We start from the raw sequence: 13,520 nt of genomic DNA, 5'->3' as shown, positions 1-13,520 counted from the left end.
ATGCGCGCTTGGCTGGCCTCATGGCTGGTCTGCGTGCTTGCCGCCGCGCCCGTCGCGGCCACATCGCAGGGCGACATCGATCCGGCCGCTCCGCTCACTTTCGGCATCCTCCCCATCGGCGGCCCCGCGGAATCGCTGGAAGCGTGGCGTCCGATGCTCGACGACCTGCACAAGGCGATCGGCCGGCCGGTGCGTGCCGTGTCTGTCACCACCTACGAGGGTATCGCCCAGGCGATCAGCGAACAGCGGGTGGACATCGCCTTCCTTTCCGGGCGGCTTGCGCTGGACGCGGTCACGCAACAGAACATGCAGGTGATCGGGCGACTGACCCGCGGCGACGGTTCGCGCGGCTATCGCGCCGTGCTGATCGTGGCGGCAGATTCGCGACTGCGCAGCCTCGACCAGCTTTTCGCGCGTCCCGGCAAGTGGCGCTACGCACGCGGCGAGGCGCTTTCCGTTTCGGGCTATCTGGTGCCGGAGACGCAACTCTTCGCCGCGCGGGGCGTGGATTCGGACACGTTCTTCGCCAGCGTGCACGTGGACAACCATCAGAACAACGCGCTGGCCGTGAGCAATGGCGAAGTGGACGTGGCCACCAACAACACCGCCGACCTCGAGCGCTTCCAGCAGCACTTCCCCGAGCAGTATGCCCGCCTGCGCATCCTGTGGACCTCGTCCCTCATCCCGCATGCGGTGATCGTCATCCGCAACGATCTGCCGCAGGCCCTGCGTGCGCAGGTCGCCGCCTTCGTGACCGGCTACGGCAAGGGCAAGGACGGTGCGCGAGAGGAAGCAAACCTCAAGCGCATCCACGACATCAGCGGGTTCGCCCCGGCCGACAACGCCGACCTGATTCCCTTTGCGGACATCGAATACGCCCTCGAACAGCGCCGTGCCACCAGCGCGCAATGGGTGAGCGAGGCAGCCCGCGACGCGCGGTTCCGCAAGATCCGCGGCGACCACGACAGCCTGGTCGCGCTGCTGCGCGGAAAGTAATAGGCCGAACGATATAGGCCGCCGGGGTTAGCTCCCCTTGTCTATCGCGCGCTCCTGCCGCGTTGCATAAATTCCTTCACGAGACCCAGTGCCACAAGGCCACCCATGACCGTGTCGCCGCGATCGCCAGGAAGGCCTGCATCCCTTCGCCGGCAGTTGATCCTCAAGGGTCTGCTGCCCACGACGGTCGCTGCGCTCGCCATGGCCGGCACCCTCGGCGTGCTGCACATGCGCGCAGCGGATGCGGAGGTTCACGCTTCGGCCCGCATACAGGCCGCGCGCATTGCCGCCGCGATGACCGACGCGAGCAACGACGACGCCATCCGCGACGCGCTCAGCCGGGCGCTTCTGCGCACCGCGCCGACGCAACAGGCGATCCTGCATCGCGAACTCGCCGGCGACATCGCGGTGGACAGTGGACGGCGCCTTGCGCCGGACAGCCAGATACGCACATGGACGAGCACGGACCACGGCACACTGGAAACGGTGAGCGATGCCTCCGCGCTACGCGAACGGCATCTTGCGGGCTTCGTCATGACGCTCCTCCTCTGCGGCGGCATCGTCTGGCTCTTCGCCATTGCACGACGGGGACTGGAGCAGGACATCGTGGCCCCGATGGAGAACGTGCGGGCGCGGATCGATCGCTTCCTCCATCCGCGCGGCGCGCAGGCGCCAGCGGGCGACGATGTACTGCAAGCCATCGACACGTTGCTCGACGAACTGGTGGACCTGCGCACCCGACATGATGCAGCCATGGCCGATGCGCTGCGCCAGCGCCTGCAGGACATCGCCAGGCACACGCGGTTCGTCGAGCAGGTAGGAGACCACTTCCGCCAGCCGCTCCAGGCGCTGGCCCTTTTCGTCGCCGGCATGCAGCCCGGCGACGATCTCCGCCAGCGCGCGGTGCTGGGCCAGATGCGCAGCAGCCTCACCCGCCTCAACGAACTGCTCGACGGGCTGCTCGAAATGGCGAGGTTCGATGCGGGTGCGGTGGAACCCGCGGCGGTCGACGTCATCGCGTCCGATCTCTATGTCCGCGGGCGCTCCGCTATCGAAGCGGATGCCGCGCGGCTCGGCGTGGACGTGCGCTGGCGTGGCGGCCGCCTGCCCTTGCACGTGGACCCGGTGCTGTTCGGCGAGCTGCTGCACAAGCTGGTTTCCAACGCGGTGCTCAGCACGCCGCACGGTCGCGTGCTGGTCGCCGTCCGCCGTCGCGGCGGGGCTATCCGTCTGGAAGTGCGCGACAACGGCATGGGCCTCGACCCGGGGGCGCAGGCGCGCGTGTTCGAAGACTTCACCCGCCTGCCGGGACACCCCGGCTACGGGCTGGCGCTGGCCGTCGCCCGGCGCATTGCCGACACCATGGGTGGCCGCATCGGCGTGCGCTCCAGCCCGGGACGGGGAACCCTGTTCTGGGCGGAGTTCGATGGCGCGGCGGTGCTGCCCGCGGCGAGCCATCCGGCCGAACTGCACTGGCATCCCGCCTGGTAGAAAACGGCCACGGGGTCCCCTGTCACGCGCGCCTGGACCGGCGTATCGTTGCGGGCAGACGGAACCTGCCTCGAGGACCACGACCGTGGCGAGCATCAACTGGTCGGATACGGCGCCCATCGTGGCGTTCGTCGGCGTGTTCGCCGGCGCGATCGGGCTGCCCGTTCCCGCCATGCCCACGCTCATCGTCGTCGGCAGCACACTCGTTGCGGCCCGCGATCCGCTCCTCATCATCGGCACCTTCATTGCCGCGCTGGCAGGGGCCTTCCTGGGAGACGCCGCGTGGTTCCTCACCGGCCGCCGCTTCGGATACCGTGTGCTGGACGGCCTCTGCCGCATCTCGCTCTCGCCCGACACCTGCGTACGGCGGGCAAGCGGCTTCTTCGAAAAGCGCGGGGTGAAGCTCCTCCTGGTCTCCCGCTTCATCCCCGGGTTGTCGCTGGTGGCCATTCCCATCGCCGGTGCCGGCGACACGCGCTTCTCTCGCTTCACGCTTTACGACCTGCTCGGCGCGGCGCTCTGGATCGTCGTGGGGTTGTCGGCCGGCATGCTGTTCTACCGGCAGATCGACGCGGTGCTCGCGCTGCTGCGGCAGTTCGGTATCGGCATGTTCGCCGTCGCCGCGATCGGACTCGCGCTGTGGATCGCCTTCCGCTATGCACGACGTGCGCTGCTGCTCGCGCGGCTGCGCAAGAGCCGGATCTCCGTGGACGAGCTGTCTCGCCTGCTCGCGAACGAACCCGGTGCGCTCATCGTCGACGTGCGCTCGGCGATCAGCCGCCGCGACGACCCGTACGTGATTCCCGGCTCCCGGCTTTTCGACCTCGCCACCGCGGACCAGGAACTGGCCACGCTGCCCCGGCACAGCGCCCTGGTGATCTACTGCTCGTGCCCGAACGAGGTGTCGGCCGCCAAGGTGGCGGAACGCCTGAGCAAGCTGGGGTTCTCGAACGTCCGCCCTCTCACCGGCGGCCTCGGCGCCTGGCGCGAGGCGGGTGGCGACGTGGAGGCGATCGCCCTCACCACCTGAACCGGACGCCCTTTCGGGTTGTGCCGCCCGCCGCGGCCTCGTAAACTTACCGGTTCTCGCGTTTGGGTCGTTAGCTCAGTCGGTAGAGCAGCGGACTTTTAATCCGTAGGTCGACGGTTCGAATCCGTCACGACCCACCAATACGCCGCTCACAGCCGCACCCGCAAGACGCGTGAGAATCGCCAGGGGTCCTCCCTTTTCTGCTTCGATGCCACGGCGTAGGTCACCAGGATGTCGCGGCCGCGATTCGCTGCCAGCCACGCATCCGGAATGCGAAACACGAGTACATCCTTCGAGACGACATCCTGCCGGGGTAGGTCGAGTGTGGTTGCGCCCTGCAGGCGCACGTTCGCGTGGTATGCGGTGTCCATGGCCGGAAAGCGCACCAGTACCTGCGTGTGGTCGTCGCTCAGTGTCGGGGCCGGAAGCTCGAGCGGCTGCGCTTCCACCTCCACGATGGCCGTTCGGGAAACCTGCACGTCGCCATTGCCTTGCCTGATCGAGAACGCCACGCGAGCGGTGCTGCCGATGGTATCGATCACCTCTGTCCGCGGAATGCGCAGCAACACAGGAGCAACCTCCGTGACCGTCTCGGGGGGCGTTACGTACGTGATCGACGGCCCTGCCCAGGACACGCTGACAACCTGCCCCGCCGCCATGCCTTCGTACACGGGCACCTCGACGGTCACATAGTCCGCTCGGTAGAAGTCCGTCAGGAGCAACCTGCTCCCACCCTCGCCGGAGGCTTCGCGCACCGTCGGCACCTGCTCGGGAACGGGCGCTTCGGCGCCCAGCGCCTGGTCCTGTGCGCGATACGCGAACATGGCATCGGCCTCTGGCGACGAAGGCAGGTCGATTCTGACGATCGGAAGGCGGATGCCCGTCTGCGCGTAATAGTCGCGCTGGTCGTGCTGCGCGCCCGCCAGTCCGCTACCGCTGTAGAAGAACGCTTCGATGGGCAGATCGGCGGGTATGCCGGGTTTCCATGTTTCGATCCGCAATTCGTTCTCGGGATTGGCGCCACGAAACGAAGGGGCGTACTTCATCGCCTTGAGGCTTTCGAGGAAGGCGTTCGCGCTGCCCTCTGCCGTCAGATCGAATCCGCACTGGGTGAACTTGCCGTTGGCACCGGCTACCCGGGTGAACGACGAGCGCCAGCCCTCGGCCCTCGTGATCCCTTGCTGCTGACAGGGTGCACTCTTGACCGGATAGGCGTCATAGGCACCGCACCCACGCCTGTCGCGCCGGTAGGTGGACGCATCCACCGGGAACGAACAGAGCGCCGCCGGATGCACCTTGCCTTGCGAGGAGAGATAGGGCGCGAAAATGAAACCGTTTTGATAACCGAGCGCGAACGCGTTGAACTCGGCGTCCTTTCTCAGGAAGGAAAACGAAACCGCGCCGGTTTCCACGGCGCTCGGGCTCGGATCCCAGGAGTGATAGGCGGAAGACGCCTTGGTGCCGCGAAGAAGGATGCCCGAACAGAGGAAGGCCGGAAGCGTCGGTCCGCCGCAATCCGGCCGCGTGTCCACGTAGCGGGCTCGCAGAATCTGCGCGATACGCTCCGGGCTTGCCTCCCCCGTGGCATCCTGCGACCCGTGCGCGGCACTTGCCGCCAAGAAGGCCACGGCCGCCACGACCGCGCCGAGTTTCCGGAGCCATCCATCCATGGCCTTGGTCCGCTTCCTGCGTCGTAACGCGACTTTCTGCCGGCCGCGTGCGCGGCGCAATAGTCCGGAAGTTGTAAGGCTCGGAAGCCTTCATTCGTCCTGTGTTGTCGCCGAAGAGGCATAGCGATCGTTCGTGCGGAGGCGCGGCCCAGGCGTATATTGATGGCCCCTGCAAAGGACGATGAGCCCCGTCGATGCCGGCGGCATCCATAGTGTCGACACGGCAGTCACAACCGCATTGAACGCAGGCCGCGACTTCACGTCGGCACTCTGAGCGAGCGCTCCCGTCTTCAGGCGTAACGGGTAGGATCCGGCACGCCAGCCTTCGCGAACCCTTCCGCGCGCAAGCGGCAGGCATCGCAATGTCCGCATGCGCGGCCGTTCGCATCGGCCTGGTAGCAGCTGACCGTCGCCGCGAAATCCACGCCAAGGCGCATGCCTTCGCGCACGATGTCGCCCTTGCCCATCTGCATCAGGGGCGCATGGATACGGATGCCCGCACCTTCCACGCCGGCCTTGGTGGCGACATTGGCAAGCGACTGGAACGCCTCGATGAAGGCCGGACGACAGTCCGGATAGCCCGAGTAGTCCACGGCGTTGACGCCGCAGAAGATGTCGTTGGAGCCGAGCACTTCCGCCCATCCGAGCGCAATCGACAGCATGATGGTGTTGCGCGCCGGTACGTACGTGACAGGAATGCCTTCGCCGCCGTCTTCCGGCACATCGATATCGGCCGTGAGGGCTGAGCCGCCGATGCTGCGCAGATCGACGTGCACCGTCTTGTGCACCACGGCGCCGAGCATGGTCGCCACGCGTTCGGAGGCTTCCAGCTCGGAACTGTGCCGTTGCCCGTACGCGACGCTGAGCGCGTAGACCTCGAAACCTTGCTCGCGCGCCATGGCGATGGTGACGGCGGAATCCATGCCACCCGACACGAGGATGACGGCCTTGCGGGGAGCGTTCGGAACGTTCATGCGTATTACCTTGGAATCAATGGCCTGCCGCGTCGTTCCACAACAGCTTGTGCAGCTGGAGTTGGAAGCGCACGGGAAGGCGCTCGGCGAGGATCCATTCGGCCAGTTCGCGCGGCTCAACCTTGGACCACACGGGGGAGAACAGCACCATCGCCTTGCCGTCGAGCGCATGCTCGCGCACGACGTCGCGCGACCACTCGAAGTCGCCACGGCTGGCGATCACGAACTTCACCTGGTCGTGCGGAAGAAGATGGTCGAGATTGCTCCACAGGTTGCGGCCGCTCTCGCCGGAATCCGGCGCCTTCAGGTCCATGACCTTGCGCACGCGAGGATCGACCTGGGAAACATCCAATGCGCCGGAGGTTTCGAGCGACACCTCATAGCCCGCGTCGCAAAGCCTGCGCAGAAGGATGAGACAGCGCTTCTGTGCCAGAGGTTCGCCGCCGGTGACGCATACATGATGGGCACCGTGGCTGGCGACTTCCGCGAGGATCGCGTCGATGTCGTGCCATTGGCCGCCGTGGAAGGAATACTCCGTGTCGCACCACACGCAGCGCAGGGGGCAGCCGGTCAGGCGAACGAAAACAGTGGGCCAGCCAATGGCATCGGCCTCGCCCTGCACGGAGTGGAAGATCTCGGTGATGCGCAGCCGCTCCCGGACGGGCGGGGCCGGCGAGACGTCCGCCGGCGTTGCGGTGCTGCCGTTCATGGAATCAGTTGGCCGTCTGGCGCTGCAGGCGGCGCAGGCGTTCCTGTGCGAGGCCGGCGGCCTTTGTGCCCGGATACTTGGCGGTTACCTGCTTGAGCGTGGCGACGGCGGCGTCCTGTTGCTTCAGCTCGATCTGGCAGTAGCCGACCTTGAGGAGACCATCGGACACCTTGTCGCTCTGCGGATACTGCTTCACGAGGCGCTGGAAGGCCTCGATGGCCACCGGGTAATTCATGGTGACGTAGTACGACTCGCCCAGCCAGTAATAGGCGTTCGGCGCCAGCGGGCTGTCGGGGTACTTGACGAGGAAGTCGCGGAAGCCGCGCGAGGCGCTGACGTAGTCGCCGGCACGCAGCGACTTGAACGCCGCGTCGTAGGCAGCCTGCTGATCGGCGTCGGCATGGGCCGGTGCTGCGCCGGCAGGCGCCTGGGCCGGTGTCGCTGCAGACGCGGGCTGCGCGGCCGCAGGAGCAGCCGAAGGAGCGGAAGAGCCCGGTGCGGGGGCCTGGGCCGCGGGCGCCTGGCCCTGAGACGCCCCACCCTTCTCGATGCGGCCCAGCCGCGAATCGAGGTCCGCGTACTGAGCCTTCTGGGAATCTTGGAGTTGCTGGTTCTGATGCTGCAGTTCTTCGATCTGGCCCTGCAGCTGTGCCAGCTGCTGCTGCAGATCGTTGACCTGATTGACCAGCGACGTGGTGCCGGCCTGCTGCTGCGACTGCTGCTCCAGCCGCGACACACGGTCGGCGAGGCTGAGGCGGGTGTCCTGGGCGGCGGCAGGCAACGCAAAAAGCGTGGCGGACGCAATCGCGCCCGCCACGCCAAGCCTGGCCATGATGCTGGTAGCCAGAGTCTTCTTCATTACTTACTTCGCGGTGTACACGATCTCGACGCGACGATTCTTGGCCCAGCAGTCTTCGTTGTGCTCACGGCAGGTCGGCTTCTCCTTGCCGTAGCTGGTCACGTTGATCTGGCCAGCCGAACCGCCAGCAGCCTGGAGGGCGCTGGAAACGGCGTTGCCGCGGCGCTCGCCGAGGCCCAGGTTGTACTCGCGGGTGCCGCGCTCGTCGGTGTTACCCTCGAGGGTCATGGCCGACTGCGGACGGTCCTGCAGGTACTTGGCGTGGCAGGCGATGATCTGCTGGAACTCCGGCTTGACGTCGTTCTTGTCGAAGTCGAAGTACACGACGCGCTGACGCAGGCAAGCGTCGGTGTCGAGATCGGACGGCTGGTACTTGCCGTCGCTGGTCGGGGCCTGGGTCTGGGCGACCGGCTGCTGTTCCGGCAGAGGAGCCGGCTTGGTGTTCTTCTTGGAGCACGCGGCGGCGCCAACGCAGAGCAGGGCAGCCAGGGTGACGGTAACGGTCTTATTCATGGGACGTTCCTTCAACAGTTGAGTTCCGACAGTCGGTTTTCGGTTTCGGGACAGGCACCGCCGGTTGTCCGGCTGTTTTTCTACTTACATCTACGCCGACGGGGCGCTGTCCCGCACCCGGCGTCTTCGCTTCGGCAAACGCCCACAGGCGCTTGCCGAAAAACCTTTGGCCCGCGGAAAAGGCGCGGCCACGCCGCGCCCTTCCCTGGACGTTGCCAATGTCGCCGCCCGGCAGGGCGCGCCATCAGCGCTGTCGATAGGGTCCCCAAGACGGCTCACGCACGTCGCCGTCGGACAGGACGAGACGTTGACGCACGAGGCCATCGGCTGAAACCGCATACAGGACGCCGCGCGTACCCTGCGATGCCGCATAGAGCAGCATGCTGGCATTGGGCGCGAAGCTGGGCGAATCGTCCACATTACCCGGGGAAACGAAACGCACCTGGCCACCCAGACTACGGTCCATGATGGCGATACGATACACGTTCCCGTTGCCCTGCACCATCGCAATCTGCTTGCCGTCGTAGCTCACCGAGGCGCTGGCGTTGAAGCCGCCCTGGAAGGTGAGCCGCTGGGCGGAGCCACCCGAGGCCGACATCTGGTAGAGCTGCGGTTTGCCCGAGCGGTCGGAGGTGAAGATGATGCTCTGGCCGTCCGGGGTGAAGGTGGGCTCGGTATCGATGGCGAAATTGTTGGTCAGCCGGGTTTCCGTCCGGCTGGCAACGTCGATGACGAAGATCTCGGGATTGCCCACGTACGAGAGGCTGACGGCCAGCTTGCTGCCGTCCGGCGACCACGAGGGGGCGCTGTTGATGCCTCGCGGATGCGAGGCGATCAGGCTGCGCGAGCCCGTGGAGATGTTCTGCACGTAGACCTGCGAGTTGCCGCTCTCGAAGGAGACGTAGGCAATCTTGCTGCCGTCCGGCGACCAGGCCGGACCGAGCAACGATTCGCGCGACCGGGCCACGACCTGCGGGTTGTAACCGTCCGAGTCGGCCACGATCAGGGAATAGGTGGTGTTGTTACCCACGCCGACAGCGGTGATGTAGGCGATACGGGTCCAGAAGGCGCCGCGCACACCGGTGATCTTTTCGTAGATCTGGTCGGCGATCTGGTGCGCCACGCCGCGGAGGTCGCCCGCCGGGGCGGTGAACGACTGGGCGAGCAGGCTCTGCTGGCGGTTCACGTCCCACAGTTCGTATTCGACCTTGAGCATGCCGCCGCCGGCGTCGCTGATGCGGCCGATGGTGAGGTAATCCTGTTTGAGCAGGCGCCACGTGGCGAACTTGACGTCCGAACCCTGGGACGGGGTTTCGACGATGTCGTTCTTGTCCAGCGAGCGGAACTTGCCCGAACGGTTGAAATCCGCGCGGATGACATCGGCGACGTCGGTCGGCAGCGGCGCGCCGCCGGCCTGAGCGAAAGGCACGACGGCGATGGGAATGGCCGTTTTCAGCCCACCGACGATTTCCACGTTGAGCGACTGGGCGGCGGCCGGACCTGCCACGAGGGCGGCCAGCGCGGCCAGGAGGAGGACGAGACGTGAAAGCGTTCTGCGCATGGGCGGATTCATTGCGACCTGGATAGTGGGACAGCGGCGAAATGTTAACGCGACGGCCACGTGCTGAGTGACCCGAATCTGAACCGCCCTGCCCCGCCCAGGCACCTGGCCGGGGCGGGACGAGGGCGCTACATCATTGCGGCCTGAACGTGAACGTTAGGTTGCGCTGAAAAACGTCTTCGAAGCCCTGGTAAGGCAGTGGCTGGGCGCGCAGCACGGCGTTCTCCACCGAGGCGCGTCCGGCGGCGTCGTACGGGCAGCTGGAGTCCACCTTGGCACTGAGCACCTGCCCACCCGGCACCTGCACGATGTGCACCACGCAGGACGTGGCGGGCATGCTGTCGGGCCTGAGCCAATTCTGGGTGACCGAGTTCTGGATGGCCGCCAGGTACTGGCCCAGCTTGCCGGTATCCCGTCCATTGGTGCCCGATTGCTTCTGATCGGCGGGCGGCAGGTCGGGAAGACCGTCGTCCTTCGCGTTCTGCAGGTCCTTCAACTGTTGCTCGGCCTGCTTCTTGGTGGTGTCGGCCTTCTTCGTCTGGGCCTTGGCCGCGTCGAGCTGCTTGAAGATGTCGTCGATTTCCTTCTGCTTTTCTTTCTTCTTCTGCTCCTGCTCGGCGTCCAGCTCGGCCTGCCGCTGGCGCTGTTTCTCTTCCTGCAGGCGCTTGGCGTCCTCCGCCTTCTGCACGGCGTCGTCGACCACTTTTTCCTGGTCCTTGAGGTCGGGCTGCTTGGGCGGGGGCGGGAGCGTCTCGACCTTGGGCTTCTCCGGCTGCGGCGGAGGCGGCGTCGGCACCACCGGCGGAGGCGGCGTGGTATCGGGCACGGGCTTGGCCTTCGTCGCCTTCGGCGGCGGGCTGCCGGTGGGGCCGACCAGGGTCGCCTCGATGATCTGCCCGGGCAGTTCGAGGGGCGCCGGGCACTTCAACGGATTCCACTCGGCCGGCAGGCCGATCGCCTCGGCCCATTTCTCGTAATCCGAGCACGGAATGACCGCGAGGCCCAGAAAGGCCACGATGCCGATGTGCAGGAGCGCGGCGAGGACGACCGCGCGGGGCGTGCCGTTACGGTTTTCCATTCTGCGCCGACTGGGGCTGGCTCATCAGGCCGATCTTGGAGACACCGGCCTCCTGCAGGATCGGGAGGATCGAATAGACCTTGCCGTAGCCCACGCGCTGGTCGCCGGCGACCAGGACCTGGAGTTCCGGGTTGGCGTCATGGAAGGCCGTGATCTTCTTGCGGAATTCGTCCTCGCTGACCGGCTCGCGCTTCGCGCCGTTCGCCGTGAGGTAGATCTGGCCTGCCTCGTCGACGGACACCACGATCGGGTCCTTCTTGTCCTGCAGGGACTTGGCGTTGGTCTGCGGCAGCTGGATGTCCACGCCGAGGTTCATCATCGGCGTGGTGACCATGAAGATGATCAGCAGCACGAGCATCACGTCGATGTACGGCACGACGTTGATCTCGGATTTCAGCTTCCGCTTGTGCCTGCGGTAGGTAGTGCGCATGGCGTACCCTCCCGCTCAGGCCGCGTCGTCGGCGTGGATCTGGCGCTGCAGTACGGAGGAGAACTCTTCCTGGAACACCTCGTAGCGCGACGCGATGCGCTCGACCTTGTTGGCGTAGCGGTTGTACGCCCAGACAGCCGGAATGGCGGCGAACAGGCCCATGGCGGTGGCGATCAGCGCCTCGGAAATGTGCGGCGCGACGACCGAGATGGTGACGTCCTTCATTTCGCCCAGGCCCTGGAAGGCACCCATGATGCCCCAGACGGTGCCGAACAGACCCACGTAAGGGCTGATCGAACCGACGTTGGCCAGGAACTCCAGGTTCTGTTCCAGCTTGCCGATCTCGCGCGTGCCGGCCACGCGCATGGCGCGCTCCGAGCCTTCGATGACCCGGTTGGCGTCGGTGACGCGGCGCTGGCGCTGGCGGGCGAACTCGCGGAAGCCCGCTTCGAAGACGTTCTCGATGCCGTGCTGCCCCTCGCGGTTGCCCACTTCACGGAACAGGGCGGCGAGGTCGGCGCCCGACCAGAAGCGGTCCTCGAAGGTTTCGGCGTTGTCGTGCGCCGTCTTCAGCTGGCTGTACTTGCGGATGATGATCACCCAGGACAGGAACGAGAACACCAGCAAGAGAAGCATCACCAGTTGTACGGGCAGGCTCGCTTCCGACACCAGCTTGAAAATGTTCAGTCCACCGTTCATCGCTTGAGGGCTCTCCGCCGGGTATCTGGCTATCAGGTAATGGGGAATTCGTTGGCAAACAGACCCGCTGGGATCTGCGCCGGGCGCATCGTGTCGAGGTTGACGCACGCCACGCGCACCTGCGCGCGTACCAGTGCCGCATCCCCCCGCACGATCTCCTGACCGAACAGCATACTGGCTGAACGGCGTTCTTTGACGCTCACCGTGACCCGAAGTTCATCATCCAGACGGGCCGGGCGGTGGAAGTCGAGGTGCATGTCGCGGACGACGAAGCCCAGCGAGGTCGACTCGCGCAGCGACAGCTGGTCGATGCCCTGGGCGCGCAGCCATTCCGTCCGCGCTCTTTCCATGAAACGGATGTAATTCGCGTGGTAGACGACGCCACCGGCGTCGGTGTCTTCCCAGTAGATGCGGACAGGCCAGCTGAAAACGCTCATGCCCCGTCCGAGAAGAGGTCGGGCGTGGCCGCCTGGCGTGGCGGCGGGGTCAGACCCAGGTGCCGCCAGGCCTTGGCCGAGGCCATGCGGCCCCGCGCTGTCCGGATCAGGTAGCCCTGCTGGATCAGGTAAGGCTCCACCACGTCCTCCAGGGTGCCGCGGTCCTCGCTGAGCGCGGCGGCCAGCGATTCCACCCCCACCGGGCCCCCGTCGAAATTCTCGATGATGATGCCAAGGAGGCGACGATCGAGGTCGTCGAAGCCTTCGGCGTCCACTTTCAGCATGTCGGTGGCCGCACGGGCCAACTCGTGGGTGATGCGGCCGTCGCCGCGCACTTCCGCAAAATCTCGCACCCGGCGCAGCAGGCGATTGGCGATGCGCGGCGTGCCGCGGGAACGGCGGGCGATTTCCACCGCGCCCTCGAATTCGCATTCGATGCCGAAGATGCGCGCCGCCCGGCGGACGATCGCCGTGAGTTCCTCGATGCTGTAGAACTCCAGGCGCTGGATGATGCCGAAGCGGTCGCGCAGCGGCCCGGTGAGGAGGCCCGCGCGCGTCGTCGCGCCGATCAGCGTGAAAGGCGGAAGATCGAGCTTGATGGACCGGGCAGCCGGCCCTTCGCCAATCATGATGTCGATCTGGAAGTCCTCCATCGCCGGATAGAGCACCTCCTCGACCACTGGCGACAGGCGATGGATCTCGTCCACGAAAAGGACGTCGTTGGCCTCGAGGTTGGTGAGCAGCGCCGCGAGGTCGCCCGCCCGCTCCAACACCGGCCCGGACGTGGACCGCACGCTCACCCCCAGCTCGTTGGCGATCACATGGGAAAGCGTGGTCTTGCCGAGGCCGGGCGGCCCGAAGATGAGGGTATGGTCCAACGCCCCGCCGCGCCGCCGCGCCGCCTCGATATAGATGGCCATCTGCTCCCGAACCGTCTGCTGGCCGAGGTACTCGGCCAGGCGCTTCGGCCGGATGCTTGCCTCCAGCGCCTCGTCGTCCATGGCGGCGGCGGAGGAAATGATGCGGTGTTCGGACATTTGCGCATTATGCGCCGTGAGTCGGTCGCTGCGCGA

14 protein-coding genes and 1 tRNA gene are annotated in these 13,520 nt (G+C 66.3%); 4 read left to right on the top strand and 11 right to left on the bottom strand.

The window, feature by feature from the left end:
- From phnD to FHS47_RS00800, 4 genes are all read left to right on the top strand, one after another.
- The gene (gene phnD, locus FHS47_RS00815; RefSeq protein WP_167021900.1) at positions 1-996 is read left to right on the top strand and encodes a phosphate/phosphite/phosphonate ABC transporter substrate-binding protein; all 996 of its coding nucleotides are present in this window, start codon (positions 1-3) and stop codon (positions 994-996) included.
- A gap of 105 nt (positions 997-1,101) precedes the next feature.
- A complete protein-coding gene (locus FHS47_RS00810) occupies positions 1,102-2,487 on the top strand; it encodes a HAMP domain-containing sensor histidine kinase (protein WP_167021899.1) in 1,386 nt (461 codons plus the stop codon).
- An 85-nt stretch (positions 2,488-2,572) separates the two neighbouring features.
- On the top strand, positions 2,573-3,517 hold the full coding sequence (locus tag FHS47_RS00805) for a DedA family protein/thiosulfate sulfurtransferase GlpE (protein ID WP_167021898.1): 945 nt from the start codon (positions 2,573-2,575) through the stop codon (positions 3,515-3,517).
- Between the two features lie 64 nt (positions 3,518-3,581).
- A tRNA-Lys gene (locus tag FHS47_RS00800) sits at positions 3,582-3,657 on the top strand.
- Between the two features lie 9 nt (positions 3,658-3,666).
- On the opposite strand, the gene FHS47_RS00795 is transcribed toward FHS47_RS00800, so the two are convergent.
- The 11 genes from FHS47_RS00795 to ruvB all read right to left on the bottom strand — a co-directional run bounded on the left by FHS47_RS00795 (position 3,667) and on the right by ruvB (position 13,484).
- Entirely contained in the window at positions 3,667-5,187 is a 1,521-nt protein-coding gene (locus FHS47_RS00795; protein ID WP_167021897.1) for a hypothetical protein, read from the bottom strand.
- 290 nt (positions 5,188-5,477) lie between these two features.
- Positions 5,478-6,161 (bottom strand): 7-cyano-7-deazaguanine synthase QueC, encoded by a 684-nt coding sequence (gene queC, locus FHS47_RS00790; RefSeq protein WP_167021896.1) that lies wholly within the window; start codon positions 6,159-6,161, stop codon positions 5,478-5,480.
- A gap of 16 nt (positions 6,162-6,177) precedes the next feature.
- Positions 6,178-6,870, bottom strand: coding sequence for a 7-carboxy-7-deazaguanine synthase QueE (gene queE, locus FHS47_RS00785; RefSeq protein ID WP_167021895.1), 693 nt, complete (start codon positions 6,868-6,870; stop codon positions 6,178-6,180).
- A gap of 4 nt (positions 6,871-6,874) precedes the next feature.
- Complete coding sequence (gene ybgF, locus FHS47_RS00780; protein WP_208381715.1) at positions 6,875-7,729, bottom strand: tol-pal system protein YbgF; 855 nt, start codon at positions 7,727-7,729, stop codon at positions 6,875-6,877.
- Between the two features lie 3 nt (positions 7,730-7,732).
- Positions 7,733-8,242: a peptidoglycan-associated lipoprotein Pal gene (pal, locus tag FHS47_RS00775; protein ID WP_167021894.1), complete on the bottom strand. Its 510-nt coding sequence runs from the start codon at positions 8,240-8,242 to the stop codon at positions 7,733-7,735.
- 244 nt (positions 8,243-8,486) lie between these two features.
- On the bottom strand, positions 8,487-9,803 hold the full coding sequence (gene tolB, locus FHS47_RS00770) for a Tol-Pal system beta propeller repeat protein TolB (RefSeq protein WP_167021893.1): 1,317 nt from the start codon (positions 9,801-9,803) through the stop codon (positions 8,487-8,489).
- Positions 9,804-9,936: 133 nt separating this feature from the next.
- Positions 9,937-10,881 (bottom strand): cell envelope integrity protein TolA, encoded by a 945-nt coding sequence (locus FHS47_RS00765; protein WP_167021892.1) that lies wholly within the window; start codon positions 10,879-10,881, stop codon positions 9,937-9,939.
- Positions 10,868-11,311, bottom strand: coding sequence for a protein TolR (gene tolR / locus FHS47_RS00760; RefSeq protein ID WP_167021891.1), 444 nt, complete (start codon positions 11,309-11,311; stop codon positions 10,868-10,870). Before tolR ends, FHS47_RS00765 begins: the two co-directional genes overlap by 14 nt.
- A 15-nt stretch (positions 11,312-11,326) precedes the next feature.
- Positions 11,327-12,010 carry a protein TolQ gene (tolQ, locus tag FHS47_RS00755; RefSeq protein ID WP_167021890.1) on the bottom strand — a complete coding sequence of 228 codons (684 nt, stop codon included), beginning with the start codon at positions 12,008-12,010 and terminating at the stop codon, positions 11,327-11,329.
- A gap of 32 nt (positions 12,011-12,042) precedes the next feature.
- Positions 12,043-12,447, bottom strand: a complete 405-nt coding sequence (gene ybgC / locus FHS47_RS00750) for a tol-pal system-associated acyl-CoA thioesterase (protein WP_167021889.1) — start codon at positions 12,445-12,447, stop codon at positions 12,043-12,045.
- On the bottom strand, positions 12,444-13,484 hold the full coding sequence (gene ruvB, locus FHS47_RS00745; RefSeq protein WP_167021888.1) for a Holliday junction branch migration DNA helicase RuvB: 1,041 nt from the start codon (positions 13,482-13,484) through the stop codon (positions 12,444-12,446). Before ruvB ends, ybgC begins: the two co-directional genes overlap by 4 nt.
- Positions 13,485-13,520: the final 36 nt, after the last annotated feature.

This window comes from Luteibacter sp. SG786 (genome assembly GCF_011759605.1).
Taxonomy (GTDB): domain Bacteria; phylum Pseudomonadota; class Gammaproteobacteria; order Xanthomonadales; family Rhodanobacteraceae; genus Luteibacter.
Note: the sequence above shows the minus strand (reverse complement) of the source record. Positions and strands in the feature narration are given on the sequence as shown.

What these genes read in the sequence shown, in the direction of transcription:
- FHS47_RS00795 (WP_167021897.1), bottom strand. Translation starts at nt 5,187, where the DNA reads ATGGATGGATGGCTCCGGAAACTCGGCGCGGTCGTGGCGGCCGTGGCC.
- tolR (WP_167021891.1), bottom strand. Translation starts at nt 11,311, where the DNA reads ATGCGCACTACCTACCGCAGGCACAAGCGGAAGCTGAAATCCGAGATC.
- pal (WP_167021894.1), bottom strand. Translation starts at nt 8,242, where the DNA reads ATGAATAAGACCGTTACCGTCACCCTGGCTGCCCTGCTCTGCGTTGGC.
- queE (WP_167021895.1), bottom strand. Translation starts at nt 6,870, where the DNA reads ATGAACGGCAGCACCGCAACGCCGGCGGACGTCTCGCCGGCCCCGCCC.
- queC (WP_167021896.1), bottom strand. Translation starts at nt 6,161, where the DNA reads ATGAACGTTCCGAACGCTCCCCGCAAGGCCGTCATCCTCGTGTCGGGT.
- ybgC (WP_167021889.1), bottom strand. Translation starts at nt 12,447, where the DNA reads ATGAGCGTTTTCAGCTGGCCTGTCCGCATCTACTGGGAAGACACCGAC.
- ruvB (WP_167021888.1), bottom strand. Translation starts at nt 13,484, where the DNA reads ATGTCCGAACACCGCATCATTTCCTCCGCCGCCGCCATGGACGACGAG.
- tolQ (WP_167021890.1), bottom strand. Translation starts at nt 12,010, where the DNA reads ATGAACGGTGGACTGAACATTTTCAAGCTGGTGTCGGAAGCGAGCCTG.
- tolB (WP_167021893.1), bottom strand. Translation starts at nt 9,803, where the DNA reads ATGCGCAGAACGCTTTCACGTCTCGTCCTCCTCCTGGCCGCGCTGGCC.
- FHS47_RS00765 (WP_167021892.1), bottom strand. Translation starts at nt 10,881, where the DNA reads ATGGAAAACCGTAACGGCACGCCCCGCGCGGTCGTCCTCGCCGCGCTC.
- phnD (WP_167021900.1), top strand. Translation starts at nt 1, where the DNA reads ATGCGCGCTTGGCTGGCCTCATGGCTGGTCTGCGTGCTTGCCGCCGCG.
- FHS47_RS00810 (WP_167021899.1), top strand. Translation starts at nt 1,102, where the DNA reads ATGACCGTGTCGCCGCGATCGCCAGGAAGGCCTGCATCCCTTCGCCGG.
- ybgF (WP_208381715.1), bottom strand. Translation starts at nt 7,729, where the DNA reads ATGAAGAAGACTCTGGCTACCAGCATCATGGCCAGGCTTGGCGTGGCG.